24 protein-coding genes and 1 tRNA gene are annotated in these 24,500 nt (G+C 66.0%); 9 read left to right on the plus strand and 16 right to left on the minus strand.

Going from position 1 to position 24,500, the window contains the following annotated elements:
* Positions 1-60: 60 nt before the first annotated feature.
* Together EGJ34_RS06300 and EGJ34_RS06305 are read right to left on the minus strand one after the other, a co-directional pair.
* A complete protein-coding gene (locus EGJ34_RS06300; protein ID WP_125359650.1) occupies positions 61-1,701 on the minus strand; it encodes a CTP synthase in 1,641 nt (546 codons plus the stop codon).
* Positions 1,702-2,078: 377 nt separating this feature from the next.
* The gene (locus tag EGJ34_RS06305) at positions 2,079-2,318 is read right to left on the minus strand and encodes a hypothetical protein (RefSeq protein ID WP_125359651.1); all 240 of its coding nucleotides are present in this window, start codon (positions 2,316-2,318) and stop codon (positions 2,079-2,081) included.
* A gap of 162 nt (positions 2,319-2,480) precedes the next feature.
* Between EGJ34_RS06305 and parE the strand changes: the two genes are divergently transcribed.
* Positions 2,481-4,370: a DNA topoisomerase IV subunit B gene (gene parE / locus EGJ34_RS06310; RefSeq protein ID WP_125359652.1), complete on the plus strand. Its 1,890-nt coding sequence runs from the start codon at positions 2,481-2,483 to the stop codon at positions 4,368-4,370.
* Positions 4,371-5,068: 698 nt separating this feature from the next.
* Here the strand turns inward: parE and EGJ34_RS06315 are convergent.
* The gene (locus EGJ34_RS06315; protein ID WP_125359653.1) at positions 5,069-6,190 is read right to left on the minus strand and encodes an inorganic phosphate transporter; all 1,122 of its coding nucleotides are present in this window, start codon (positions 6,188-6,190) and stop codon (positions 5,069-5,071) included.
* A 12-nt stretch (positions 6,191-6,202) separates the two neighbouring features.
* Positions 6,203-6,829 (minus strand): DUF47 family protein, encoded by a 627-nt coding sequence (locus tag EGJ34_RS06320; protein WP_125359654.1) that lies wholly within the window; start codon positions 6,827-6,829, stop codon positions 6,203-6,205.
* 273 nt (positions 6,830-7,102) lie between these two features.
* Between EGJ34_RS06320 and EGJ34_RS06325 the strand changes: the two genes are divergently transcribed.
* Both EGJ34_RS06325 and EGJ34_RS06330 read left to right on the plus strand, forming a co-directional pair.
* Positions 7,103-8,425 (plus strand): hemolysin family protein, encoded by a 1,323-nt coding sequence (locus EGJ34_RS06325; RefSeq protein ID WP_125359655.1) that lies wholly within the window; start codon positions 7,103-7,105, stop codon positions 8,423-8,425.
* Positions 8,409-9,062 carry an exopolysaccharide biosynthesis protein gene (locus EGJ34_RS06330; protein ID WP_125359656.1) on the plus strand — a complete coding sequence of 218 codons (654 nt, stop codon included), beginning with the start codon at positions 8,409-8,411 and terminating at the stop codon, positions 9,060-9,062. Before EGJ34_RS06325 ends, EGJ34_RS06330 begins: the two co-directional genes overlap by 17 nt.
* 142 nt (positions 9,063-9,204) lie before the next feature.
* Here the strand turns inward: EGJ34_RS06330 and EGJ34_RS06335 are convergent, their stop codons facing one another.
* The 4 genes from EGJ34_RS06335 to EGJ34_RS06350 form a co-directional block, all read right to left on the minus strand.
* Positions 9,205-9,705, minus strand: coding sequence for a pyridoxamine 5'-phosphate oxidase family protein (locus EGJ34_RS06335; RefSeq protein ID WP_125359657.1), 501 nt, complete (start codon positions 9,703-9,705; stop codon positions 9,205-9,207).
* A 67-nt stretch (positions 9,706-9,772) separates the two neighbouring features.
* Positions 9,773-10,765 (minus strand): LLM class flavin-dependent oxidoreductase, encoded by a 993-nt coding sequence (locus EGJ34_RS06340; RefSeq protein ID WP_125359658.1) that lies wholly within the window; start codon positions 10,763-10,765, stop codon positions 9,773-9,775.
* Between the two features lie 92 nt (positions 10,766-10,857).
* On the minus strand, positions 10,858-11,604 hold the full coding sequence (locus tag EGJ34_RS06345) for a sulfurtransferase (protein WP_125359659.1): 747 nt from the start codon (positions 11,602-11,604) through the stop codon (positions 10,858-10,860).
* A gap of 53 nt (positions 11,605-11,657) precedes the next feature.
* Positions 11,658-12,023: a DUF6164 family protein gene (locus EGJ34_RS06350; protein WP_125359660.1), complete on the minus strand. Its 366-nt coding sequence runs from the start codon at positions 12,021-12,023 to the stop codon at positions 11,658-11,660.
* 64 nt (positions 12,024-12,087) lie between these two features.
* Here EGJ34_RS06350 and EGJ34_RS06355 point away from each other — a divergent pair, with 64 nt between their 5' ends.
* Both EGJ34_RS06355 and EGJ34_RS06360 read left to right on the plus strand, forming a co-directional pair.
* Positions 12,088-12,528, plus strand: a complete 441-nt coding sequence (locus tag EGJ34_RS06355; protein WP_125359661.1) for an FKBP-type peptidyl-prolyl cis-trans isomerase — start codon at positions 12,088-12,090, stop codon at positions 12,526-12,528.
* A 2-nt stretch (positions 12,529-12,530) separates the two neighbouring features.
* Complete coding sequence (locus tag EGJ34_RS06360; protein WP_125359662.1) at positions 12,531-13,772, plus strand: TIGR03862 family flavoprotein; 1,242 nt, start codon at positions 12,531-12,533, stop codon at positions 13,770-13,772.
* Between the two features lie 114 nt (positions 13,773-13,886).
* Here EGJ34_RS06360 and EGJ34_RS06365 read toward each other — a convergent pair whose 3' ends face one another.
* From EGJ34_RS06365 to EGJ34_RS06385, 5 genes are all read right to left on the minus strand, one after another.
* Positions 13,887-15,509 (minus strand): FMN-binding glutamate synthase family protein, encoded by a 1,623-nt coding sequence (locus tag EGJ34_RS06365; RefSeq protein ID WP_125359663.1) that lies wholly within the window; start codon positions 15,507-15,509, stop codon positions 13,887-13,889.
* A gap of 47 nt (positions 15,510-15,556) precedes the next feature.
* A complete protein-coding gene (locus tag EGJ34_RS06370; RefSeq protein WP_125359664.1) occupies positions 15,557-16,837 on the minus strand; it encodes a nucleotide sugar dehydrogenase in 1,281 nt (426 codons plus the stop codon).
* Between the two features lie 286 nt (positions 16,838-17,123).
* Positions 17,124-17,579 carry a BLUF domain-containing protein gene (locus EGJ34_RS06375; protein WP_125359665.1) on the minus strand — a complete coding sequence of 152 codons (456 nt, stop codon included), beginning with the start codon at positions 17,577-17,579 and terminating at the stop codon, positions 17,124-17,126.
* An 83-nt stretch (positions 17,580-17,662) separates the two neighbouring features.
* Positions 17,663-18,676: a TraB/GumN family protein gene (locus tag EGJ34_RS06380; protein WP_260476917.1), complete on the minus strand. Its 1,014-nt coding sequence runs from the start codon at positions 18,674-18,676 to the stop codon at positions 17,663-17,665.
* 34 nt (positions 18,677-18,710) lie between these two features.
* Positions 18,711-19,403 carry a glutathione S-transferase family protein gene (locus tag EGJ34_RS06385; protein WP_125359666.1) on the minus strand — a complete coding sequence of 231 codons (693 nt, stop codon included), beginning with the start codon at positions 19,401-19,403 and terminating at the stop codon, positions 18,711-18,713.
* Positions 19,404-19,510: 107 nt separating this feature from the next.
* Between EGJ34_RS06385 and EGJ34_RS06390 the strand changes: the two genes are divergently transcribed.
* Positions 19,511-19,597: transfer RNA gene (locus EGJ34_RS06390), tRNA-Leu, on the plus strand.
* Between the two features lie 121 nt (positions 19,598-19,718).
* A complete protein-coding gene (locus EGJ34_RS06395; protein ID WP_125359667.1) occupies positions 19,719-20,081 on the plus strand; it encodes a hypothetical protein in 363 nt (120 codons plus the stop codon).
* A 12-nt stretch (positions 20,082-20,093) separates the two neighbouring features.
* Here the strand turns inward: EGJ34_RS06395 and hemN are convergent, their stop codons facing one another.
* On the minus strand, positions 20,094-21,503 hold the full coding sequence (hemN, locus tag EGJ34_RS06400; RefSeq protein WP_125359668.1) for an oxygen-independent coproporphyrinogen III oxidase: 1,410 nt from the start codon (positions 21,501-21,503) through the stop codon (positions 20,094-20,096).
* Positions 21,504-21,563: 60 nt separating this feature from the next.
* Positions 21,564-22,061: a group III truncated hemoglobin gene (locus EGJ34_RS06405; protein ID WP_125359669.1), complete on the minus strand. Its 498-nt coding sequence runs from the start codon at positions 22,059-22,061 to the stop codon at positions 21,564-21,566.
* Positions 22,062-22,162: 101 nt separating this feature from the next.
* Here EGJ34_RS06405 and EGJ34_RS06410 point away from each other — a divergent pair, with 101 nt between their 5' ends.
* Positions 22,163-22,459 carry a hypothetical protein gene (locus EGJ34_RS06410; RefSeq protein ID WP_185750080.1) on the plus strand — a complete coding sequence of 99 codons (297 nt, stop codon included), beginning with the start codon at positions 22,163-22,165 and terminating at the stop codon, positions 22,457-22,459.
* 2 nt (positions 22,460-22,461) lie between these two features.
* Positions 22,462-23,547, plus strand: coding sequence for a 4Fe-4S dicluster domain-containing protein (locus tag EGJ34_RS06415; protein ID WP_125359670.1), 1,086 nt, complete (start codon positions 22,462-22,464; stop codon positions 23,545-23,547).
* 106 nt (positions 23,548-23,653) lie between these two features.
* On the opposite strand, the gene EGJ34_RS06420 is transcribed toward EGJ34_RS06415, so the two are convergent.
* Positions 23,654-23,887 carry a hypothetical protein gene (locus tag EGJ34_RS06420; RefSeq protein WP_125359671.1) on the minus strand — a complete coding sequence of 78 codons (234 nt, stop codon included), beginning with the start codon at positions 23,885-23,887 and terminating at the stop codon, positions 23,654-23,656.
* Positions 23,888-24,500: the final 613 nt, after the last annotated feature.

Here is a 24,500-nt window from a genome sequence, read left to right on the forward strand (position 1 = left end):
AACGTCCGCGTGATTATTACCCAGCGGCGCGCGCGAAGCCACGCACGGCGTAGCTGCGCTTCAGCGCGCGGCTTTGCGCTGGCGGGCGGCGCTGATGAAACCGATGAACAACGGGTGGCCATCGCGCGGGGTGGACAGGAACTCCGGGTGGGCCTGGCAGGCCAGGAACCAGGGGTGCTGGGCCTGCGGCAGCTCGACGACTTCAACCAGGGTGTCGTCCATCGACTTGCCGGCAATGACCAGCCCGGCGTCTTCCAGCTGGGTGCGGTAGCGGTTGTTGAACTCGTAACGATGGCGGTGGCGCTCGGCAACCACGTCCCTGCCGTACAGCTCGCGGGCCAGGGTGCCCGGCTTCAGACGCTGCTCCTGCAGGCCCAGGCGCATGGTGCCGCCGAGGTCGCTCTTGTCGTCGCGCTTTTCAACGTCGCCAGTGGCGGTGCGCCATTCGGTGATCAGGCCGATCACCGGGTTCGGCGACTGGCGGTCGTTCTCGGTGCTGTTGGCCCCTTCCAACCCGGCCACATGGCGGGCGTAGTCGACCACGGCGGCCTGCATGCCGTAGCAGATGCCGAAGTACGGCACCTGCTGTTCGCGGGCGTACTTCGAGGTCAGCACCTTGCCTTCAAAGCCACGGTCACCGAAGCCGCCCGGCACCAGGATGCCGTCCACGTCCTTCAAAGCGGCCATGTCGGTGCCTTCCAGGTCCTGTGCTTCCAGCCACTTCAGGTTGACCTTGGTGCGCTGGCGCAGACCGCCATGCTTGAGCGCCTCGCCGACCGACTTGTACGCGTCCTGGTGGTCCACATACTTGCCGACCACGGCGATGGTGACTTCGTCCTGCGGGTTCAGCGTGGCATCCAGGGCGGCCTGCCATTCGTGCAGGTCAGCCGGGCCGGCCTTGTCGCCCAGCTTGAGCTGGTTGATGACGATCTCGTCCAGGCCCTGCTCGTGCAGGCCGAACGGAATGCGGTACAGCACATCGACGTCGGGCACGCTGATGACGGCACGTTCGGAGACGTTGGTGAACTGGGCGATCTTGCGGCGCTCCGAATCCGGCACCGGCTGCTCCGACCGGCACAGCAGCACGTCCGGCTGGATGCCGATCGAGCGCAGTTCCTTGACCGAGTGCTGGGTCGGCTTGGTCTTCAGCTCACCGGCCGCGGCGATGTACGGCACCAGGGTGAGGTGCATGAACAGGGCCTTTTCCGGGCCGCGCTCGGTGCGCACCTGGCGGATGGCTTCCAGGAAGGGCAGCGATTCGATGTCGCCGACCGTGCCCCCGATTTCAACCAGGGCCACGTCGAAGCCTTCGGTGGCCTCGTCCATGCAGCGGCGGATTTCATCGGTGATGTGCGGAATGACCTGCACGGTGGCACCGAGATAGTCGCCACGGCGCTCCTTGCGGATGACGTTCTCGTAGATGCGACCGGTGGTGACCGAGTTCTTGCGGCTCAGGCGGGTGCGCACAAAGCGCTCGTAGTGGCCGAGGTCAAGGTCGGTCTCGGCACCATCGTCGGTGACATACACCTCGCCGTGCTGGAACGGGCTCATGGTGCCCGGGTCGACGTTGATGTACGGGTCGAGCTTCATCATCGTGACCTTCAGGCCACGCGCTTCGAGAATGGAGGCCAGTGACGCGGCGGCAATGCCTTTGCCGAGCGAGGACACCACGCCGCCGGTTACGAAAATCAAGGGAGTCATGGCTGCAAGCATCCTGTCTGGAAATGGAAAACGGCCGCACCACCCCATCCCGGAAGGCGGGTGGTGGGCAGGAAGGGGGTTTTCCGGTTCGCCGAGGAAGCGAGGGAGGCGGTGCGCAGGCGCGGGGCCGGCACCGGAGGGCATGTCCGCAGCGAGGTCGGGGCCGCCGTGCCGGTCATACGGACCGTCACCACCTGGCTGCCTGACTGGCGGCCGCACAGGGCCGACCCAGCCGATTCGCTGATCGAGGACACACACTACTCCCGGAAAGCCATAGTTTACAGATTGAAGGCCGCCAGCCCAAGGGGGCATTCGGCCTTCACACAAAAAAGAGCCCCGGCCAAAGGCCGGGGCTCGGTGACAACAAGGCCGCGCGCTTACTTCTTCTTGCGCGCTTCCTCTTCTTCTTCCTGCTGCGGGACCTGCTGGCCCCTGGCCTTCATTTCAGCGGTAGCCGCCGCGCGGCGCTTGGCCTTGGCATCGGCCTCCGCCTGCGCCCGGTCAGCCTGCTCGCCCTGCTGCGGTGCGGGCTGGCCCTGTCCGGCGTTCTGGGCCAGTGCCAGCGGCACGGCCAGGACGGCGGCGGCAATGGCAGCGATGGTCAGCAACTTCTTCATGGGGTCTCCTCGCGAATGGCTTCGGATGGGGCTTCCGGAACACCCGGAAATCCACCGTGCACAGTGTATCGCGCCCACTTCGGCCGCCCCCTGAACGTACGGCGTGCAAAAAACCCGTCCAGACCGCACACTTCGCCGTCGCTTTGCGCTTTATGAAGACAGATGAACGCCCGCTATAACGCCGCCGATATTGAAGTCCTGTCCGGCCTGGACCCGGTCAAGCGCCGTCCCGGCATGTACACCGACACCGCGCGCCCGAACCATCTGGCCCAGGAAGTCATCGACAACGCCGTCGACGAAGCCCTGGCCGGGCACGCCCACACCATCGAAGTCACCCTGTACAAGGATGGCAGCTGCGAGGTCAGCGACGATGGCCGCGGCATGCCGGTGGACATCCACCCGGAAGAGAAGATTCCGGGCGTGGAACTGATCCTGACCCGCCTGCACGCGGGCGGCAAGTTCAGCAACAAGAACTACACCTTCTCCGGCGGTCTGCACGGCGTGGGCGTGAGCGTGGTGAACGCGCTGTCCACCCTGGTGGAAGTGCACATCAAGCGCGAAGGCAACGAACACCGCATCACCTTCCGCAACGGCGACCGCGCCACCCCGCTGGAAGTGGTGGGCAGCGTGGGCAAGAAGAACACCGGTACCCGTGTGCGCTTCTGGGCCGACCCGAAGTACTTCGACACCCCCAAATACAACCTGCGGGCGCTGCGCCATCTGCTGCGCGCCAAGGCGGTGCTGTGCCCGGGCCTGACCGTGAAGCTGCATGACGAAGCCACGGGCGAACAGGACAGCTGGTACTTCGAGGACGGCCTGAGCGACTACCTGAAGGCCGAGCTGGGCGAGCGCGAGATGCTGCCGGCGAACCTGTTCGTGGGTTCGCTGAAGAAGGACACCGAAGTGGTGGACTGGGCGGTGGCCTGGTTGCCGGACGGTGAGCTGGTGCAGGAAAGCTACGTCAACCTGATTCCCACCGCGCAGCACGGCACCCACGCCAACGGCCTGCGTACCGGCCTGACCGAAGCGCTGCGCGAGTTCTGCGACTTCCGCAACCTGCTGCCACGCGGCGTGAAGCTGGCCCCGGAAGACGTCTGGGACCGGGTCTCGTTCGTGCTGTCACTGAAGATGACCGACCCGCAGTTCAGCGGCCAGACCAAGGAGCGGCTGTCCTCGCGTCAGGCGGCAGGCTTCGTGGAAGGTGCCGCGCATGACGCCTTCAGTCTGCTGCTGAACCAGAACGTGGCGCTGGGCGAGCAGATCGCGCAGCTGGCGATCGAGCGCGCGAGTGCGCGCCTGAAGACCGAAAAGCTGGTGGTCCGCAAGAAGATCACCCAGGGCCCTGCCCTGCCCGGCAAGCTGGCGGACTGCATCAGCCAGGACCTGTCGCGCACGGAGCTGTTCCTGGTGGAAGGCGACTCGGCGGGCGGCAGTGCCAAGCAGGCGCGCGACAAGGACTTCCAGGCGATCATGCCGCTGCGCGGCAAGATCCTGAACACCTGGGAAGTGGCCTCGGGCAGCGTGCTGGCGTCGGAAGAAGTGCACAACCTGGCCATTGCAATCGGTTGCGACCCGGGCAAAGACGACATCAGCGGGCTGCGTTACGGCAAGGTGGTGATCCTGGCCGACGCGGACTCGGACGGCCTGCACATCGCAACGCTGCTGACGGCGCTGTTCCTGAAGCACTTCCCGGCACTGGTGGCCGCGGGCCACGTGTTCGTGGCGATGCCGCCGCTGTTCCGCGTGGACGTGGGCAAGCAGGTGTTCTACGCGCTGGACGAAGAAGAAAAGCGTTCGCTGCTGGACAAGATCGAGCGCGAGAAGATCAAGGGCCAGGTCAGCGTGACCCGCTTCAAGGGTCTGGGCGAAATGAACCCGGAGCAGCTGCGCGAGTCGACCATCCACCCGGACACGCGCCGCCTGGTGCAGCTGACCGTGGACGACGACGAGCAGACCAGCGCACTGATGGACATGCTGCTGGCCAAGAAGCGCGCGGGCGACCGCAAGCAATGGCTCGAAAACAAGGGCGACCTGGCCTCGCTTGAGGTCTGAGTTCTTCGCGAAAAACCCCGCTTCGGCGGGGTTTTTTGTTGCCTGCTTGATTGTCGTGTCGGCATTCGACGCGCTGCGTGCCGCCGGGCTCTGCCCGGCTGCTGTTGGAATCGTGCGAAAAGCCGGTGTTCATCGGTTTCCGTGTTTGGGCGCACCGGGGTGGGTTTGCGGGACACGCCGTGAATCCATCCATGGAGGCTACTCGGACGCCATCCATGGCGCCGAGTGTCCCGCAAACCCACCCCGGCACGCCCCAGACAGATGGCCGGTGGCCACGGAAGATCAAAAGCCATGACAGGCTCCGGTGGAATCGGAAATGCCCTGGCGGGATCGGTCGACAGACGATCGCCGTGAAATCCTCAACAATCGGTGGCGCATGACCCCGGATCAACGTTGCCGTTGATGTGGCATTTCCCATGGCCACCGGCTCTCCTTCGATGGCGGATCGGGGTGGGCTGGAGGGGGCACGAGCCGCATGGATGCGGCGATGAGCTTACATGGACGTATTCACAGCGTCCCCCGGAACGCCCATCCCGAGCCGCCAACCCAGGGAAGCCGATGACCACCGGCTGTTCGCCCAGATCCGTCAACAGCCGGGCAATGCCCGGCGAGACGTAAACCGTCGAATGCCGACAATCCCGCAGCCAACAAAAAACCCGGCCGAAGCCGGGCTTTTCGCATGGAGATTCAACAACCGATCACGCCCAGCCGACCAGCTCGAACAGCTTGAGGATGAGGTAGGCGCAGCCGGCGGCGGCCGGGATGGTCAGAATCCAGGCCCAGATGATGCGTTCGATCACGCCGAAGCGCAGTGAGCGCGGGTTCTTGGCGTAACCCACGCCCATGATCGCCGTCGAAATGCTGTGCGTGGTCGACACCGGCATGCCGAAGTGCGCGGCCAGAGTCAGGATCGTCGCCGAGCTGGTTTCCGCGGCGAAACCGTGGATCGGGTGCAGCTTGACCATCTTGTGGCCCAGGGTCTTGATGATCTTCCAGCCGCCCGAAGCGGTACCAGCCGCCATCACCACCGCACAGGTCAGCACGATCCACATCGCAATGCCTTCGCCTGCGCTCGCGTCCGGGTGCAGGAAGGCCAGCCACGTCGGCAGGTCGTCCAGCGCGCCGGTCGCTTCAGCGCCGATCAGCGTCATCGCGATGATGCCCATGGTCTTCTGCGCGTCATTGTGGCCGTGCGCGAAGCCCATGTAGGCCGCCGAGACGATCTGCGCCTTGCCGAAGAACGCGTTGACGATGCGCGGGCGGGCCAGACGGCCCAGCCAGCCACCCACCTTGGCCATGCCCGCGATGATCGCCCACAGCAGCATCATTACCACGATGCCCAGCAGGAAGCCGGCGATCGGCGAGGTGATCATCGGCAGGAACACCTTCCACAACAGGCCCTTGTTCTGGGCCCAGGTGCCGATGCGCTCGGACCAGATCAGCGCGTCCCAGTTGTTGTGCGCCGCGGCCAGGCCGGCACCGCACAGGCCGCCGATCAGCGCGTGCGAGGACGAGGACGGCAGGCCCTTCCACCAGGTGATCAGGTTCCAGATGATGCCGCCCAGCAGCGCGCACAGGATCACCTGCGGGGTCACGTCGACCACGTTGGTGTTGAGCAGGCCCGAAGCGATGGTCAACGCCACCGCCGTGCCGGTGAGCGCGCCGATGAGGTTCATGAAGGCGGCCAGCATTACCGCCCAGCCGGGCGAGAGCACTTTGGTCGCCACCACCGTGGCAATGGAGTTGGCAGTGTCGTGGAACCCGTTGATGAACTCGAAGACGAGCGCAGCCAGGATCACGACCAGAACGAGGGTCAGCATGCTGGAGGCCCGTCAGCTGTTCTTGAGCACGATCTGGTAAGCCACCACGCCCGCCTCGCGGCAGCGGTCGATGGCCTTTTCCAGGATCTCGAAGAATTCCTTGAGCAGGAACATCTGCAGGTTGTCCAGGCGACCGGAGTAGATGTCGCGGTACAGCTCCAGCATCAGGCGGTCGGCTTCGTTTTCCAGCGAGCGCAGCTTTTCATTCAGCGCGGTCATCCGGTCCAGGTTCATGTGGCGCAGGTCGGCCACCATCTCCACCACCACGCTGGCGGCCTGCTCCAGCATCGCTGCGCGCGGGGCGAAGTCGATGTGCTCCAGGTGGGTGGTCGCCAGCGAATAGCGGTCGGCGAACTTCTCGATCTGCTTGGGAATCTTGTACAGCGCCGAACCCAGCGCTTCGATGTCCTCGCGCTCGATCGGGGTCATGAAGCTGTCCACCAGCGCCTGGCTGATCTTGTCCGAGGCCGCGCGCTCGCGCAGGCGGGCCAGCTTGAAGGCGTCCAGCGCCGGCTGGCGGTCAGCGGCGCGCAGCATGGCGTGGAGGGCTACGGCGCTGTCTGAAGCGGCTTGGGCGGCCTCGTCGAGCAGGGTGTAGAACTGCTTGCCGGAGCCAAAAATGGTCTGCAGAGAGAACATGGGGAAACCTGATTCGCCGTCGAGGAAGGACGGCACCGGGCGGAATTATGACGGTTTGATGTCCATTCCGGGTACTCCCGTCATCTTCACGCCGGCTCCGGGGCTCCTGAACGACCCTGTTTGCACCCCTCCCCCAGCCTTTTGTTAAGATGCGCAGGCACCCTCGGGTGCACTCTATGGACGACGACCCTTACCCCCCGCCGCACCGCCGCGCCCGCGCGCTCTCCGGTTGCCGCTCCAGCTTGAACACGCCCTCCCTGCCACCAACCGGGGATGACGCCCGTGTTTGACCTGATTCTGCTTGTTTTCGCCCTGATCCTGCTCAACGGCTTCTTCGCCATGTCCGAAATGTCGGTCATGACGTCGCGCAAGAGCCGGCTCAAACAGATGGCCACCAGTTCCAAGCGTGCCGCCAAGGCGCTGGAACTCTCCGAAAAGCCGGAAAGCTTCCTTTCAACCGTACAGATCGGCATCACCGTGATCGGCGTGCTGACCGGTCTGCTGGGCGGTGACGCCATTGGTGAAGCCATTGCCGTGTGGATCCGCGACCTGATGCCGGGCTTCGGCTATGCCGAGCTGGTTGGCAAGGGCCTGGCCGTCACGTTGATTACCTTTGTGACGCTGATCTTCGGCGAACTGGTGCCCAAACGCCTCGCCCTGACCCGCTCGGAAGACATTGCCGGCCTGGTCGCCCTGCCGATGGGCTGGCTGGCCAAGCTGGCCTTCCCGTTTGTCTGGCTGCTGTCCAAAACCACCCAGCTGGTGCTGCGCCTGCTGGGACTGGGCAAGGACGAAGTGGCCACCGTCAGCGAAGAAGAGATCCGCATGCTGGTGGCCGAAAGCCACGAGGCTGGCGTGATCGACACCCACGAGCGCGACATGATGAACCGCGTGATGCGCCTGGGTGACCGCACTGCCGACAGCCTGATGACGCCGCGCAACCGCATTGCCTGGCTGGACACCGCGGCCAGCGCCGAAAAGAACCTCGCCGCGATGCGCGAGCATGAATTCTCGCGCTACCCGGTTTACCGCGACAACGACCAGGAGATCGTCGGCATCCTGGAAGTAAAGAGCCTGGTCACCCGCCTGGTGCGCGACGACCAGTCACTGTTCCAGCAGCTGCGCGAGCCACTGTATGTGTCCGAGTCCACCCATGCGATGAAGCTGCTGGAAATCTTCCGCGAGGAACAGCAGTCGATGGCGCTGGTGGTGGACGAGTACGGCGAGATCCAGGGTCTGGTGACCATCAGTGATCTGATGGGCGCGGTGGTCGGTCGCCTGCAGTCGGTGGAGAACGTCGACGAGGATGCGCTCGTGGTGACCCGTGAAGACGGGTCCTTCCTGGTGGACGGTTCGCTGTCGATCGAGGACCTGCGCGAACTGATGGGCAATGTGGAACTGCCCGATGCCGAGGACGGCGACTACTACACGCTGGCCGGCATGTGCATTCACTACTTCGGCCGCATTCCGCACGCCGGCGAGTACTTCGACTGGGCCGGCTGGCGCATCGAGATCGTCGACCTGGACGGCGCGCGCGTGGACAAGCTGTTGCTGCGCACGCTGGCCGAAGAGGAAACCGATGAGCTCACCGGCTGACCCGTCGCCGGACCAGAGCCGGCCCGAGTATCAGAACGAGGGTATCCGTACCCTGCTGGCGATGTTCGACCATGGCGACCCGGACGAGCATCTCAAGCTTGGCCAGATCCTGCAGAACCTGCAGCAGAGCGCCTTCGGCGTGTTCCTGTTCGTTGCGATCCTGCCGTCGTTCATTCCCATTCCCGGTCTGGGCGGCGCGGTCAGTGGACCGCTGGTGATCCTGATCGGTGCGCAGATGCTGTGCGGCATGCGCCGGCCCTGGCTGCCCGGCTTCATCGCCAATCGCGGGCCGCGTCGCGGCACCATGCACCGCTTCCTGGCCCGGATCGACGGCCCGCTGCGCCGCCTGGACCGGCTGCTCAAGCCGCGCAACCCTGCCCTGCTGGTACCGGTGCCGGCGCACGCGTTCAGCGGCCTGCTGCTGGTCCTCGTGGGGGTGCTGCTTTCGCTGCCGATCCCCTTCACCAATTACCTGTTCGGCCTCCAGCTGCTGCTGTTCTCGCTGGCGTTGCTGGAGCGCGACGGCGTGCTGATGGCGATCAACTGGATCGGTGCGATCGCCGCCGTGCTGTTTTTCGGTTTCAGTTCCGGGCAGCTGGTGCAGTACGTCGGGAATCTGCTGCAGAAGTGGTTCTGAGAGGGTGTACCGACCAACGGTCGGTACCTACCGCCAGCGTCCGTTCAACCATGGTCGTATGCACCGCGCGTGACCGGTAGGGCACGACCGTTGGTCGTGCCACGCGTGACCGGTAGGGCACGACCGTTGGTCGTGCCACGCGTCAGCGCAGGTCGACCTTGCCGCTGTCTGCCAGCGCCGCCGGCTCATCGCTGACCGCGGACAATACGAAACTCAACGCCTTGCCCAGCAACGTGCCGGGGCCGTCCCAGTACTCGGCCGATTCGGCGCGCACGTGGATCAGGCGCAGGTTGGGATCGTCCTTGCCGCCGGGGAAGAACAGCTTCATCGCCGGCGACCACAGCTCCTCGACCTTGGCGCGGTCATCGACGATGCGCGCGGTCCCTGCCACCGAGACGTAGGTGTTCTTCGACGGCGACGCGTAGGCCACGTTGACCTGCGGATTGAGCGAGATCTCGGCGACCTTTGGGCTGTCGGCGGCCGTGGCAAACCAGAGGTCGCCATCGAATTCAACCTCCTGGGTGCCCAGCGGCCGACTGTACAGCCGACCGTCCACGCCCGTGGTGGTGAACATCGCGATGTCGACATCGCGGATCAGTTCGGCCAGTTGTTCGATCTGCTGGGAATGGGTGTGACGATTCATGAGCGGGCTCCGGTTACGGGAGCCCTGATCAGACCCGATTGCGGTCAATGGCAGCGTGACCGGGCGGTCACGCGATCTTCGCGTCGCGCCATGCCTGCATCGCCAGGCCGAACGAGCGCTTGCGCGCGGCATGGTCGTAGATGTTGGCGGTCAGGATGAGCTCGTCAGGCTTGTGCCGGTCCACGAATGCCGCCAGACCTTCACTCACCTGGCGCTGGTCGCCCACCACGGAACAGGCCAGCGCGCTCTGCACGCCGATTTTTTCGTGCGGCTGCCAGAAGTCCTCGATGTCGTCGATCGGCGGCGGAATCAGGCCCGGCTTGCCCCGACGCAGGTTGACGAAGCTCTGCTGCTGGGTGGTGAACAGCCGCCTGGCCTCGGCCTGGCTTTCGGCAGCCACCACGTTCAAACCCAGAACCGCGTAGGGCGCGGTCAGGTACTGCGACGGGCGGAACTCGCTGCGGTAGACCGCCAAGGCCTGGTCCATCGCGTCGGGGGCGAAGTGCGACGCGAACGCATACGGAAGGCCCAACGCAGCCGCGAGGCGGGCACCGAACAGACTGGAGCCGAGCAGCCACACCGGCACCGGTATGCCGGCACCGGGTACGGCTCGCACGGCCTGCCCGGCCTGCGCGGGCTCGAAATAGTGCAGCAGTTCGCGCACGTCCTGCGGGAACTGGTCGGCGCTGTCGAAATACCGACGCAGCGCGCGCGCGGTGGGCTGGTCGGTGCCGGGCGCACGGCCCAGGCCCAGGTCGATGCGGTCCGGGTATAACGAGGCCAGCGTGCCGAATTGTTCGGCCACCTGCAGCGGGGAATGGTTGGGCAGCATGATGCCGCCGGACCCCACCCGGATCCGCTTGGTGCCGCCGGCCACATGGCCGATCAGTACGGCGGTGGCCGCGCTGGCGATGCCGGGCATGTTGTGGTGCTCGGCCAGCCAGTAACGGTGGTAGCCCCAGCCTTCGGCGTACTGGGCCAGGTCGAGCATGTTGGCGAACGCCTGCGTGGTGTCGCTGCCCTCGCAGACCGGGGCCAGGTCAAGAATCGACAGTTGCATGAAACCGTTCCATCAGGGGTATTTCCATGTGATGGGGGCGGTTCCGGGCAGGCACAGGGCCATCTGCGGAATGCTGATTCCTGCCGCTCGGATCAACGCGTTTCCGAATCCACCAGCGGTTTCAGCTCGGCATCCAGCGCGACGCGTTCGTCGAACACGAAACAACGCCCTTCGTATCCTTCCCCGCCCACTTCCTCGAAATAACCGAGGATGCCGCCTTCCAGCTGCAGCACGTTGTCCATGCCATCGTTGCGCATCCACAAGGCCGCCTTTTCACAGCGGATGCCACCGGTGCAGAAGCTGACCACGGTGCTGTCGCGCAGGGCCTCGCGGTGCGGTGCCAGGGCGTCGGGCAGGTCGGTGAATTTGGTGATCGGCAGCACCAGCGCGTTTGCGAAGGTGCCGTACTCGATCTCCTGCACATTGCGGGTGTCGAGCATCACCACCGGCTTGCCGCCGTCATCGTGGCCCTGGCGCAGCCAGCGCTGCACGGTGGCCGGATCCACCGCCGGCGCGCGCGGAAACTCCAGCGGCTGGCCGTCGTCGATGCGGAAACTGATGATCTCCGGCTTTACCTTGGCCTTGAGCCGCGCAAAGGGCTGCATCTGGCTGTAGCTGGTCTTGACCCGCATGCCGGCAAAGCGCGTGTCGTCAGCCAGCGCGGCATAGAAGCCATCGATACCGTCCTGGCTGCCGGCCAGGAACAGGTTGATACCCTCGCCTGCCACCAGGATCGTGCCGCGCAGCCCGCCCGCTTCAGCGCGTTCGAGCAAGGTGGCGCACAGCGCCTGCGGATCGGCGATGACGGTGAAATGGTAGGCGGCGGTATTGGCGATCATCCGGGCATTTTACCCGGCGGCCGCCCGCGCTGGCGCATCCGCCAGCCCGGTGTTCAGCCGCGCAGCAGCACGAATGGCAGCAGCACCAGCGCTGCAGCGCCGACCATGCCCAGCAGGACCAGCACCACGAAGACCGGCCGCGCCCGCAGCAGGCTCCCAAACGTTTCGGCGGTGCCGTCGCGCAGGGCGGCCTGGCGCTCGGCCCGGACCCGCTCGCCACGCGCCTGCTGGTACTCGGCCATCAGTGCCTTGGCGCGGGGTTGGTCGGCGTCGTCACGGATCCAGATGCCGCCCCACGAGATGCCCCATGGGCTGGGTTCGGTGCGGTAGTGGGCAATGCCCGCCTGCTCCAGCAGCGCGGTCACGTCCTCGATTTCATCGTCTGCGACATTGCGCAGGTTGAGCAGCAGTTTCGACATGCGTCCATGATAGCGCCCGGCGATGCGCTACCCTTGCGTCCCCTGTACACCACCCGGTGCCGCCATGCGTCGTCTGCCGAAGTTCCTGATCGCTCCCCTGCTGTTGTCCCTGCTGGCTGGCTGCACGCCCCCGGGCCCGCCGCCGGGTGGCACGATTGCCGCCTTCGAAAAGATCGACACCCAACCGGGCAGCGGCGCTGAAGCCACGCCTGGCAGCACTATTTCGGTGCACTACACCGGCTGGATCTACGACGAAAACGCGGCCGACAAGCACGGGGCCAAGTTCGACAGTTCGCTGGATCGCGGCGAACCGTTCAGCTTCCAGCTGGGCCAGGGTCGCGTCATCAAGGGCTGGGATGAAGGTTTTGCCGGCATGAAGGTCGGCGGCAAGCGCACCCTGATGATTCCGGCCGAGTACGGATACGGGGCCGGCGGGGCCGGCCCGATTCCGCCGAATGCCTCACTGGTGTTCGACGTGGAACTGCTTGACGTCAAGCCGCGCTGAACATGACCGCACTGCAGCACCCTGCCCGCGTGGCGATCATCGGTGGCGGCCCGGCCGGCCTGATGGCCGCCGAAACCGTGCGCGCCGCTGGCCACACCGTCGACCTGTATGAAGCCAAGGGCTCGCCCGGGCGCAAGTTCCTGATCGCCGGCAAAGGGGGCCTGAACCTGACCCACTCCGACCCGCCGGCGCTGTTTGTCAGCCGCTACCGCGAACGCGCGGACGCGGTTGGGACGTGGTTGGCCGACTTCGATGCCGATGCGCTGCGCGCCTGGGCGGGGGCGTTCGGCGTGGAGACCTACGTGGGCAGTTCCGGCCGCGTGTTTCCGGTTGACCGCAAGGCCGCGCCACTGCTGCGCGGCTGGGTGCGACGGCTGAAAGACCAGGGCGTACGTTGCCATGTGCAGCACCGCTGGACCGGGTGGACGCCTGACGGAGGCCTGCGCCTGCAGACGCCTGACGGTGAGGTCACAGTGCAGGCCGATGCGGTGGTACTGGCACTGGGCGGCGGCAGCTGGCCGGAACTGGGCTCGGATGGGGCCTGGGTCGCTCCCATGCAGGCGCGCGGCGTGGATATTGCTCCGCTTAAGCCCGCCAACTGCGGCTTCGATATCGACTGGACGCCCTACTTCCGCGAACGTCAGGCCGGTGCCCCGCTCAAGCCGGTAGTGGCGCATTGGACCGGACTGGACGGTACACCGCATGCCCTGCAGGGCGAGTGCGTGATCACCGCCAACGGCATCGAAGGCAGTCTGATCTACGCACTGGCGGCTGACCTGCGCGGCACGCTCGCGCGCGACGGCCAGGTCCAGCTGCAGCTGGACCTGCTGCCGGGCCAGACCGAGGCGCAGTTGCTGGACAAGCTGCGCAGGTCGCGCCAGGGCCGCAGCTTCGGCGAACACCTGCGCCGCCAGCTGGGGCTGGGCGGGGTGAAGTCGGCACTGCTGTTCGAAGTGCTTGGGAAGGACGCCGGTCAGCTGCCCGCCGAGGCGGTGGCCGCCGCGCTGAAGCGGTTGCCGTTGTCGCTGCTGCGGCCGCGCCCGATCGACGAGGTGATCAGCACCGCCGGTGGCGTGCGGCTGGAGGCGCTGGATGATGCGTTGATGCTGCGCGCCCTGCCCGGCACGTTCTGCGCCGGGGAGATGCTGGATTGGGAAGCGCCGACCGGCGGGTATCTGCTCACCGCGTGTTATGCAAGCGGGTTGCGGGCCGGGCGTGGGGTGGTGGCGTTTCTCGAACGGTGACGCGTCGTACCGACCAACGGTCGGTACCTGCCGGTGTCGCATGCCCCATCGGTGTCGCATGACCCCCGGTGTCGCATGACCCACCGGTAGCGCCCGACCGTTGGTCGGGCGGCTTTATCGCGATTTGCTCGAACGAAGCGCCTGGATGCGGGCCGGCGGCTGGAACGAATCACTTCGGGCATCACCCCAGAAATCATGGAACACCGCATGGTCAGGCACCCGGCGCAGCAACTCGCCCGGACTGAGATAACGATACAGCGAGGCCAGCGAGCGGATCTCCACCGGCGAAACACGACGCAGGATGTGCTCCGGCCCCAGCTCGGCCGGATGCTGCAGCCCGGCCGCGCAGAGCAGGTCGCGCAGCGCGCGCAGGGTGTTCTCATGGTAGCTGTGCACCCGGCTGGATTTGTCGGCCGCATCCAGGTGCCGCCAGCGGCTGGGATCCTGCGTCGCAATGCCGGTGGGGCATTTGTCGCTGTGACAGCTCAGCGACTGGATGCAGCCCAGCGCGAACATGAAGCCGCGCCCGGCATTGCACCAGTCCGCACCCAGTGCGATGGTGCGCGCGATCTCGAAGGCACTGGTGACCTTCCCGGCCGCGCCGATCTTGATGCGGTCGCGCAGGTCCAGCCCGACCAGGGTGTTGTGCACCAGCAGCAGTGCCTCATGCATCGGCACGCCGACGTGATCGATGAACTCCGCGGGCGCAGCCCCGGTACCGCCTTCCGCCCCGTCGACCACGATGAAATCCGGCAGCAGCCCGGACTCCTGCATGGCCTTGGCGATGCCGAACCACTCCCACGGATGGCCGATGGCCAGCTTGAAGCCCACCGGCTTCCCGCCGGACAAAATGCGCAGCCGCTGTACGAACTGCAGCAGCTCCACCGGCGTGTTGAACGCCGAATGCTTCGACGGCGACACGCAGTCGATGCCCATCGGCACCCCACGGGTCACCGATATCTCCGCGCTGACCTTGGCCGCCGGCAGCACGCCGCCATGACCGGGCTTTGCGCCCTGCGAGAGCTTGATCTCGATCATCTTGACCTGGTCATGGGTCGCATTGGCGACGAAGCGTTCCTCGCTGAAGCCACCGTGTTCGTCGCGGCACCCGAAGTAGCCTGAGCCGATTTCCCAGACCAGATCCCCGCCGTTCTCACGGTGATAGGGCGAGATCGAGCCTTCGCCGGTGTCGTGGTAGAAGCCGCCGCGACGCGCACCTTCGTTGAGTGCGCGGATCGCGTTGGCCGACAGCGAACCGAAGCTCATCGCGGAGATGTTGAAAACGCTGGCCGAATAAGGCTTTTCGCAGTTGGGCCCGATCAGCACGCGGAAATCGTGGTTGGCCACTTCGGTCGGGGCCAGTGAGTGGTTGATCCACTCATAGTCCACCGCATACGTGCTGCGCAGGGTGCCGAAGGGCACCACATCCATCTGGTTCTTGGAGCGCTGGTAGATCAGCGCGCGCTGCTGGCGGGAAAACGGTACGTCTTCCAGGTCGCTCTGGACGAAATACTGGCGGATTTCCGGCCCGATGGATTCCAGTCCATAGCGGAAATGCGCCATCACCGGGTAATTGCGCCGCAGGGTACTGCGCTTCTGCAGCAGGTCCCAGGTGCCGAGCACGACCAGCGCGGCGGAAAGGCCCACGCCCCAGTACCAGGCGGGCCAGATCGTGGCCAGCCACAGGCAGACCGGGAACAGCAGGATGGCGAGCAGGTAGACCAGGTACCGGTGCATGGCGTTCCTCATTCAACACATGCGCCCCAGTCTACCGCCCACAGGGTCTACAGCCGGTCGTCGACGACCTCGCGCGGCCACACCGACTTCACGTCGTACACCACACCGTGCGGGCGCAGCAGCTCGCGGATGGCGGCGTTGTCCATGCTCCGGAACTGGTCATGCGCGACCGCCAGCACCACCGCGTCGAACGCATGTGCTTCCGGTGCCTCGACCAGTTTTACGCCACTGCCAGCCAGCGCCGCCGGTCCCACCCAGGGGTCCTGGACCTGCACCTGGGTGCCGGCGGCCTGCAACGCTTGGGCCAGCTCCAGTGCACGGCTGTTGCGCAGGTCCGGGCAGTTCTCCTTGAAGGTCACACCGAGCACCAGCACGCGCGCCTGCGAACGGCCGGTGCCGCGCGCATCCAGCAGTGCCAGCACGCGTTCGGCCACGTGCGCGCCGACCCGGTTGTTCACCTGGCGCGCGGTGTGGATCAGGTCGGGGTGATAACCCACGCTTTCGGATTTGTGCAGCAGGTAATACGGGTCCACGCCGATGCAATGCCCGCCCACCAGGCCGGGCCGGAAGGGCAGGAAGTTCCATTTGCTGCCGGCCGCGTCCAGTACGTCCTGCGTGTCGATGCCGAGCCGGTCGAAGATCAGGGCCAGCTCGTTGACCAGTGCGATGTTGACGTCACGCTGGATGTTCTCGATCACCTTCGCCGCTTCGGCCACACGCATCGACGGGGCCGGCCAGGTGCCGGCGGTGATGATGCGTGCGTACAGCGCATCGACCACGGCCGCGATCTCCGGCGTGGAGCCCGAAGTGATCTTGCGGATGTCCGCCAGGCGGCGCTGGCGGTCACCGGGATTGACCCGCTCGGGGCTGTAGCCGCAATGGAAGTCCTGGTTGAAGCGCAGGCCCGAGCCGGCTTCCAGCAAGGGTACGCATACCTCTTCGGTGGTACCGGGATAGACGGTCGACTCGTAGATGACCAGGTCACCGGGCTTGAGCACGCCGGCGATCAGCGCGCTGGCGCTGCGCAACGGCCCCAGGTCAGGCTGTTCATGGGCATCGATCGGCGTGGGCACAGTCACGATGTACACCGTGCAGGCAGCCAGCTCGGCAGGATCGGCGCTGTAGCGCGCATGCACGGCCGCCGCCAGTTCGTGTGGATCCACCTCCAGGGTGTGATCACGCCCCTGCCGCAGCTCCTGCACGCGTGCGGCATCGATGTCATAGCCCAGGGTCGGCAGATGCTGGCCGAAGGCAACCGTCAGCGGCAACCCCACATAGCCCAGCCCGATGACGCCGATGCGTGCCTGCGCGGCGCGGTCGGCCACCATCAACGTGCGCCTCGCGATGCAGGACCGGCACTTCGGCGGGAAAGCAGAGGTCGATGGACGGTCATGCGCAGCTGTAGATCGAAGGGGTGTGACTAGCCTAGCGCGACCAGCCTGCCACCACAAAGAACAAAGCCGCCGCCCGCGGAGAGTACGGGCGACGGCCAATGAAAGTGGTCCAGCTGCGGTTACTACCCTTTCAGACAACTCCGGGAGGCCCGGAACCGGTCACAGCTGGTAGATGCAGACTACGGCCACCGACGTGAGATTCCTGTTACGACCCGGCCCTTTAAGAGCCAAGGCTCAGCGCCGCCGGTTCCAGTTCGCCGGAAACCCCGGTCCACAGTTCAAGCAAGCGGGCAAACCCGATCCGGCGTTCGCCGGTAACCGGTGCCGCCGCGGTGAACCCGTCCCACGGCGGGTCGGCGATGTCGGCAAGCACGTCCGCATCGATCCGCGCCGAGGCCATGGTCCATCGTGGGAACTGGCGGGTGGGTACCTCGCCCTTGGCCAGCTGACGGAGATGGTGGTGGCTGCGGGCATTGAGCACGCGCGGGTAGACCGAACGCATGCCGTCATCGGGTCCTTCCAGGTACTGCAGGAAGCGGACCCCGTCGAACATCAGCACGCTGGTCACGCCGGCCATGCGGTTGTGCGCGGCGGCGTCGGCAAGTATGCGGTCAATGTCCGCACCGCCGATTCCTTCGACTGCTTCGCTGACATAGGCGACCGCCCGCAGAGACATGCGCGTACTCCCCGTGATGTGGAATCGACTATGCCATGAACGCAACAGCCGCGAAAAGCGCCGCGCCGGCAGCGCTACAGGGCTCAGGGCTCCTGCACGCTGTAGCCAGCCTGCTTCAATCGTTCCAGGTAACCGGTCGGCGAGACCAGCAGATAGACCGGTACTGTCGCAAATACCACCTTATGGTCGGTCAGGCCCTTCTGTGCCGCGCGCATCCAGGTCTGTGCCGCACGTGCATCCAGATCACCCAGCCCACGCCGCTGACCGAATGCGCTGCGTGTTATCGCGCCCACGCAGGCGTCATACGGACCGGTCGTCGAGAGGCGCCGCAGCGCCTCGACGTCACCCACCGACCAGGCGTTGGCCCGCTCCACCAGCAGCGGCAACTCGTGTTCCACCCGGTCCATGGTGCGCTCCAGGCACTGCACGTCATCCAGCGCATTGGCCTGCATCTCCTTCAGCGCCCTGCGGGGATCGTCGACCTTGATCACGAGCCGGGTTTCAACCGGCTTGAGGCCACGCGCCTTGTAGGCCTTTTCCAGCACCTTGGTCACCGGCGAGCGCTGCTCGAGGCCGATCCTGTCCAGCGCCGCCGCATACAGGCGGGTGGCCGCGACCAGCGGGCGGTCTTTCTCCACCCCGCGATCCCGGCCCAGGTAAGGCTGCTTCAGGCGCAGCCAGCGCGCGTAGAGGTCGGGCGCAAGAATCTGCTCCAGTCGACGGCCTTCCGGGTCGTGCGCGGCCTTCATGGCCGGACGGATCAGGGTCAGCCGGCCAAAGAAACCCACGTCCGCATCCACGGTCCAACCCGGGCTGGAAAGCACGGCGTCGGCGCTGGCGATCACGGCCTTCACCTCATCTGCGCGCCAGTCGATCTTCTTCGGCAGGGGCGTGACCGTGCCGAGTATCCACAGCGTATTACCGTTGGGTGCCCTCACCTGCCACAGGCCGGGTCCGGGCTGCACGCCTGACACGACCACCGGAGCCAGGTCGACCACCTCGCCCGTCGGTGGTGCGGGTGCGTCCTGCGCTGCTGCTGCACCGGCCTGGGCCAGCGCCAGTGCGACCCCCATCCAAGCTGCCATCCATCTGCTCACGGCCTGCCTCCTGTCGCGGCTGATACCAGCGCGGTCAGGCCTGATCCTGCGCGCTGCGATACGGCTCCTCGAAGGGCCGGAAGTCATGTTCGGCCAGCGCCCCGTCGATCCACCTGCTCACGCCGGGAAGCGCCCTCACCGCGTCCATATACTGCTGCACGCGCGCGCCGACCGGCACCGCGTAGGTGCCCAGGCGCATCACCACCGGCGCGTAGAAGGCGTCGGCAATGGTGAAATGGTCGAACAGCAGCGGCCCTTCGTGCCGCGCCAGCAGCCGCTCCCACAAGGCCAGCAGGCGCTGCAGGTCAGCGGCCACGGCGGGCTGTTCGCGCAGCACGCGCGCGCCCACCTCCGGCAGCTGGGCTTCGATGTTCATCGGAAAGTGCTGTCGCAATGCGCCAAACCCGGCGTGCATCATTGCAGTAGCGCTCCGTGCCAGTGCCCGTTCGGTCGCATCCTGCGGCCATAAACGACATTCCGGGAAGCGCTCGGCCAGGGTCTCGGCGATGGCCAGGGTATCCCATACCACCTGGGTTCCATCGACCAGCACCGGCACCGTACCGGACGGTGACAGCGCCTCGGCGGCCTGCTTGAAGCTCGAATCCGGCTCGAAGCTGTCAAAACGCAGCAGAACCTCCTCGAAGGGAATGCCCGCCTGGGTCATCAGCACCCAGGGGCGCATCGACCACGACGAGTAATTCTTGTTGCCGATGTGCAGTTTGAGCATGGCTGTGCGCTCTTCGTGGCAGATGCGACATGCTAGCGGGAAAACGGATCGGGAACTTCTACCCGGCGCGGGGTCAGGATTCAGCTACAATTCCCGCCGTCAGACCGGCCCGGATGGCGAAACTGGTAGACGCATCGGACTTAAAATCCGCCGACCGCAAGGTCATGCCGGTTCGATTCCGGCTCCGGGCACCATATCTCGCACGTTGCAACGTTCTTCATTGCATTCGAGCCACCTCCGCCAACCGTGCGATGAGCCGCAAAAATCGGCAGACGGCTGGGCATACACTGCGCCGACATCATTAGGGAGGTCCTCATGGACGCCAGAGTCGACGCGGAAATCACCAAGCTGAAAGTGGAAATCTTCAAGGTCATGGAAGAGTCCCGCAAAGCGCACGCTGAAACGCTGAAGGCCTACGAAGAGGCCCGAAACACCCGGGCAGACACCTTCCTTACTGTTGAGGAAGTGCATCGGACCCGTGCCGAGGCCAACAAGGCCGTCGAGGACATGCGCAACGCCTACGCCGAGTCAGTGAAAGCGCATGCCGAGGCCCGCCGTATCGACATCGAGGCGGCCAAACTGAGTCGCGAACATCGTTGGACTCCGGTAATCATGGGCTCCGGCATCATCGTCTCGTTGCTGACCGCTGCCGTCGCCCTGCTCAAGGCCAGCAGCTGAGCCGAGAGCGCGTCAGATCGCTCGCGAGTAGCGCGCGGTTGACTCGACCTTGCCGAGATACCGGTCGAAGCACATCGCCAACAGGCGCAGCAGCGGCCTGCCCTGCTCGGTGGCGCGGACCACGCCATCGGCATACTCGGCCAGACCGTCATGCTGCAGCGCCTGCAGCGCGATCAGCGCATCACTGAAGTAGCTCTCGAAGTCCACGCCATGGCGCGCGGCCAGCGCATTTCCGTCCACCTCGCCCTGGCACATCAGCTGCCCGATCAGCTCCGCGCGCAGCGTATCGTCGGCATCCAGGGTCAGCCCGCGCCACACCGGCAACCGTCCCGCATCCACCGCGTCCTCCCAGCCCGGCAGATCGCGCGGGTTCTGGCTGTAGCTGTCGCCGATGCGACTGATCGCACTGGTCCCCAAACCCACCAGATCGGTCTGCGCATGCGTGGTGTAGCCCATGAAGTTGCGGTGCAGCTGACCGGCACGCTGCGCCCGCGACAGGTCTTCTTCCGGTAGGGCGAAATGGTCCATGCCGATGTACTGGTAACCGGCCAGCGACAGGCGACGCACCGCCAGCCCCAGCAGTGCCAGCTTCTGTTCCGGGCTGGGCAGCGCCTCGTCCGGAATCTGCCGCTGTGCCTTGAACAGGTTGGGCAGGTGCGCGTAGCCATAGATGGCCAGCCGGTCCGGGCGCTCGCGCAGCACCGTTTCCAGCGTCTGCGCAAAGCCCTCGAGGGTCTGGTGCGGCAGACCGTAGATGAGGTCCACGTTGACCGAGCGCAGGCCGAATTCGCGGCAGGCGCGCAGCACTTCCAGGGTAGGTTCCACGCCTTGCTCGCGGTTGATCGCGCGCTGCACCGTGGGGTCGAAGTCCTGGATGCCCAGGCTGGCGCGGTTGAAGCCCAGTGCGGCCAGCCCGGCGATGTCTTCGCGGCTGACGTGGCGTGGATCCAGCTCGATGGAGAAGTCGCGGCTGGCCGCTTCACTGAAGGAAAAGCGCTGGCGCAGGCCGTCAATCAGCTCCCGCATCTGCTCGGCCGCCAGGAAGTTGGGCGTACCGCCGCCCAGATGCAGCTGGATGACTTCACGGCTCGGGTCGAACAATGGCGCGATCTGGTCAGCCTCGCTCAGCACACGTGCCACGTAAGCCACGCCTTTGCCATGGTCCCGGGTGATGACCCGGTTGCAGCCGCAGTAGAAGCACGGACTGCTGCAGTACGGCACATGCACATACAGCGAGAGGGCGCGTGCGTTCACGTTGCTGCGAGCAATGGCCTCGCGCAGCTGATGCTCGCCGAAGCCGTCATGAAAATGCGGCGCGGTCGGATACGAGGTGTAGCGCGGACCAGGGCGGTCGTGACGACGAAGCAGTTCCGGATCGAACTGCCAGGCAAGGCCGGCGGCGGCGGGCGAGAAGGTGTCCATGGGCACAGCCTGCGCGCACCCGCCGGTACGCGCATTGAGCCAGATCAATCGGCGTCCCGGTCAGTCCTCGTTGGCCGCCCCTGCCCCGATGCAGCCCTGCCCGGCCACATGTCCGCAGCCGTCGCGCAGCTGGGGACGACCGGCCACGGGAATCTGCGGCCAGCGCAGCATCTGGTAGCGCCGCCAGATGGTGTCGCCGATCCGCCGGGCCACGTCGTCAGCCAGCTGCTGCATCGGCACGTTGCCGCTCTCGGCGGTGGTCAGGCGGAACTGCACCAGCCAGCGGTCGAACAGGTCGCGGTCGAGGTCGTCCATCGCCATGTGCTTGGGCATCGGCGCGCCACTGAAGCGGCGGGTGCCGCGCAGCATTGCCGACCAGAAGTCCACCAGCTGCGCCAGGTGCGCGTCCCAGTCATGCACGCGCTCAGTGAAGATCGGCCCCAGGCGCGGCTCCTGGCGAACCCGCGCGTAGAAATCGTGGACCAGCCGGGTGACCTCTTCTTCGCTGCACAGGGACAGCGACGCAAGGGGCAGCGGGTGGGGAGATGGGTCCAGCATGGGGGCCTCGGCAACAGATGCGGCACAACGTCGCGCGGATGATGCGCCCCGCCTTGATCAGGATCAATGTGGCGAGCTGTCGCAGGGCCTAGTCTTCGGCCATGAACGACACCCCCGACATGCCCCCACTGAGCCGCCGCCGGCTGTTGATCCGGCAATGGGGCGCGATCCTGTGGCCCAGCTTCGTCGCCGCCGGCCTGGCCAGCATGGTGTTCTTCGCCTTTGTCGACCCCCTGCGGCTGCGCGACATCACCTTTCCGCAGCATGCGATCAGCCGCGAAATGGGCTACACCCTGGGCTTCTTCATGTTCTGGGCGGTGACCGCCGCCGCCAGCGCGGTGACCTGGTATCTGTTGCGACCGTTGCGTCGCGACGACGACGAACTGCCCCTGGGTTGAGCATGCCGCGCCGCCTGCATCTGCACCTGATCGACTCCACGCCACCGCCCTCGCCGCCTCCGGCATCGCGACCGCGGCTGCGCTGGCGCGCCCTGCTTCCGGCTGCCCTGCTGGCCGGCTTCTACCTGCTGCCGTGGCTGCGCTGGAACGGCCGCCAGGCGCTGCTGTTCGACCTCCCGGGCCGTCGTTTCGACCTGTTCGGGCTGACCCTGTGGCCGCAGGACCTGGGCGTGCTGCTGGGCCTGATCGCGGTGCTGGCGACCTCGCTGGTCCTGCTGACCAACCTGGGCGGACGCCTGTGGTGCGGATACGCCTGCCCGCAGACTTTGTGGAGCGGCCTGTTCCGCAGGATCGAGCTGGCCTGCCAGCGGCACCTGCGCCCGCCCCGCCTGGCCACCATGGTCAAGCACCTGGCGTGGGCGGTCGTCGCGCTCTGGACCGGGATCACCTTCGTGGGCTTCTTCAGCCCGATGGATCAGCTGGTCACCGGACTGTGGCCGCTGGCATGGAGCGGCTGGGAGATCTTCTGGGTGCTGTTCTACGCGCTGGCCACCTGGGGCAATGCCGGCTTCCTGCGCGAGCAGGTCTGCATCGACCTGTGCCCCTATGCCCGTGTCGCGCCGCTGCTCAGCGATGCCGACACCCCGCAGGTCTGCTATGACGCGAGGCGCGGCGAGCCGCGTGGTCCACGCGCTGCTGGACAGGGTGGCGTCGATGAACGCGGGCGCGGCCTGCTCGACCCGGTAAGCGCCAGCGACTACGCCTTCCGCGCCGCGCACCCCGCCCTGGCCGGACCGATGCCGCGCTTTGCCGCTGACCGGCTGGGTGACTGTGTGGATTGCGGGGCCTGCGTGGAGGTCTGCCCGATGCAGCTGGACGTACGCAGCGGACCGCTGCCGGACTGCATTGCGTGCGGGGCCTGCGTGGATGCCTGCAATGCGCAGATGCGGGCGCAGGGTTTCCCGCCGGGGCTGATCAAGGTGGCCAGCGACAATGCGATGCGTCAGCAGCTGCGCCGCTGGTTGCGCCCGCGCACGCTGGCGGCGCTGGCAACCCTGATAGTGCTGTTAGCGGTCGGCTTGCTGTAGAGCCACGCCCTGCGTGGCTAAGCGCGGTCCATGATCGGCCGTAGAGCCACGCCCTGCGTGGCTGAGCGCGGTCCATGACAAGGTCGCAGCCACGCAGGGCGTGGCTCTACGAACGCTCGCTCCGCGACGGCACCATCTGTGCACGCCGCACAATCCCCAACTGCTCAATGATCAACGCCAGCTCATTGGTGACCTGCGTGCGGCTCCTGCCCTGGGGCACCAGGCGCTCCAGCACCTGTTGGTAGGTGGTCCAGAACTCCGGGCCGCAGCCATGCTTGCTGTAGCTGGCCTCCAGCTCGGAGCGCACGCCGTCAGCCAAGTCATTAGTGCCGTATCGCATACGACCTCCCTGAACTTGTCATGCTTCGGTGACGAGTTGCCCCTGTCAACGCGCTGTGTGGACCACATAGCGCGCTTCACTCGCGGTTCACCTGAACTTTGCACGCTCTTCGCGACAAGTCAATTGCGAGCGCCAAATTGATGGCGCTCGGGATGAAGCATTCATGTATGTGAAAAATTGTCCAGCGATGGACGTTACGGGGTCGAAGTTGCCATTTTGGCGACACCGGCCAATCGGACAGGAACAGCATTCGATCATTCGACTGGGCCAGGAGGACATGAAGCGCTTTGTTGACGCCCTCGACAACCCCAAGCCGATCTCTGACCGTCTCGCTGTCTCTCTGAAGCAGCACCTGGAGACACGACAGCATGACACTGGAAGTAGCCGTAGTACCGTTCGATGGGTGCCCAAGCCGCGCTGACTGCGACGCGGCATGCACACGCCGGGAACCCGTAGAGCCGGGCTTGCCCGGCTTCCCAACGCGCGCGGGCTCCGTCAGCCGGGCAAGCCCGGCTCTACAACAGCGATGCGCCGACTGAACCTGCCCCGCTGAAACGGACGCCAAGAAGCGATAATTTACTCGCACTTGGAGGTTCCCTATGTCACGTCCCCC

Source organism: Stenotrophomonas sp. 278 (assembly GCF_003935715.1).
Taxonomy (GTDB): Bacteria; Pseudomonadota; Gammaproteobacteria; order Xanthomonadales; family Xanthomonadaceae; genus Stenotrophomonas; species Stenotrophomonas maltophilia_AH.

What these genes read in the sequence shown, in the direction of transcription:
- EGJ34_RS06300 (WP_125359650.1), bottom strand. Translation starts at nt 1,701, where the DNA reads ATGACTCCCTTGATTTTCGTAACCGGCGGCGTGGTGTCCTCGCTCGGC.
- EGJ34_RS06305 (WP_125359651.1), bottom strand. Translation starts at nt 2,318, where the DNA reads ATGAAGAAGTTGCTGACCATCGCTGCCATTGCCGCCGCCGTCCTGGCC.
- parE (WP_125359652.1), top strand. Translation starts at nt 2,481, where the DNA reads ATGAACGCCCGCTATAACGCCGCCGATATTGAAGTCCTGTCCGGCCTG.
- EGJ34_RS06315 (WP_125359653.1), bottom strand. Translation starts at nt 6,190, where the DNA reads ATGCTGACCCTCGTTCTGGTCGTGATCCTGGCTGCGCTCGTCTTCGAG.
- EGJ34_RS06320 (WP_125359654.1), bottom strand. Translation starts at nt 6,829, where the DNA reads ATGTTCTCTCTGCAGACCATTTTTGGCTCCGGCAAGCAGTTCTACACC.
- EGJ34_RS06325 (WP_125359655.1), top strand. Translation starts at nt 7,103, where the DNA reads ATGACGCCCGTGTTTGACCTGATTCTGCTTGTTTTCGCCCTGATCCTG.
- EGJ34_RS06330 (WP_125359656.1), top strand. Translation starts at nt 8,409, where the DNA reads ATGAGCTCACCGGCTGACCCGTCGCCGGACCAGAGCCGGCCCGAGTAT.
- EGJ34_RS06335 (WP_125359657.1), bottom strand. Translation starts at nt 9,705, where the DNA reads ATGAATCGTCACACCCATTCCCAGCAGATCGAACAACTGGCCGAACTG.
- EGJ34_RS06340 (WP_125359658.1), bottom strand. Translation starts at nt 10,765, where the DNA reads ATGCAACTGTCGATTCTTGACCTGGCCCCGGTCTGCGAGGGCAGCGAC.
- EGJ34_RS06345 (WP_125359659.1), bottom strand. Translation starts at nt 11,604, where the DNA reads ATGATCGCCAATACCGCCGCCTACCATTTCACCGTCATCGCCGATCCG.
- EGJ34_RS06350 (WP_125359660.1), bottom strand. Translation starts at nt 12,023, where the DNA reads ATGTCGAAACTGCTGCTCAACCTGCGCAATGTCGCAGACGATGAAATC.
- EGJ34_RS06355 (WP_125359661.1), top strand. Translation starts at nt 12,088, where the DNA reads ATGCGTCGTCTGCCGAAGTTCCTGATCGCTCCCCTGCTGTTGTCCCTG.
- EGJ34_RS06360 (WP_125359662.1), top strand. Translation starts at nt 12,531, where the DNA reads ATGACCGCACTGCAGCACCCTGCCCGCGTGGCGATCATCGGTGGCGGC.
- EGJ34_RS06365 (WP_125359663.1), bottom strand. Translation starts at nt 15,509, where the DNA reads ATGCACCGGTACCTGGTCTACCTGCTCGCCATCCTGCTGTTCCCGGTC.
- EGJ34_RS06370 (WP_125359664.1), bottom strand. Translation starts at nt 16,837, where the DNA reads ATGGTGGCCGACCGCGCCGCGCAGGCACGCATCGGCGTCATCGGGCTG.
- EGJ34_RS06375 (WP_125359665.1), bottom strand. Translation starts at nt 17,579, where the DNA reads ATGTCTCTGCGGGCGGTCGCCTATGTCAGCGAAGCAGTCGAAGGAATC.
- EGJ34_RS06385 (WP_125359666.1), bottom strand. Translation starts at nt 19,403, where the DNA reads ATGCTCAAACTGCACATCGGCAACAAGAATTACTCGTCGTGGTCGATG.
- EGJ34_RS06395 (WP_125359667.1), top strand. Translation starts at nt 19,719, where the DNA reads ATGGACGCCAGAGTCGACGCGGAAATCACCAAGCTGAAAGTGGAAATC.
- hemN (WP_125359668.1), bottom strand. Translation starts at nt 21,503, where the DNA reads ATGGACACCTTCTCGCCCGCCGCCGCCGGCCTTGCCTGGCAGTTCGAT.
- EGJ34_RS06405 (WP_125359669.1), bottom strand. Translation starts at nt 22,061, where the DNA reads ATGCTGGACCCATCTCCCCACCCGCTGCCCCTTGCGTCGCTGTCCCTG.
- EGJ34_RS06410 (WP_185750080.1), top strand. Translation starts at nt 22,163, where the DNA reads ATGAACGACACCCCCGACATGCCCCCACTGAGCCGCCGCCGGCTGTTG.
- EGJ34_RS06415 (WP_125359670.1), top strand. Translation starts at nt 22,462, where the DNA reads ATGCCGCGCCGCCTGCATCTGCACCTGATCGACTCCACGCCACCGCCC.
- EGJ34_RS06420 (WP_125359671.1), bottom strand. Translation starts at nt 23,887, where the DNA reads ATGCGATACGGCACTAATGACTTGGCTGACGGCGTGCGCTCCGAGCTG.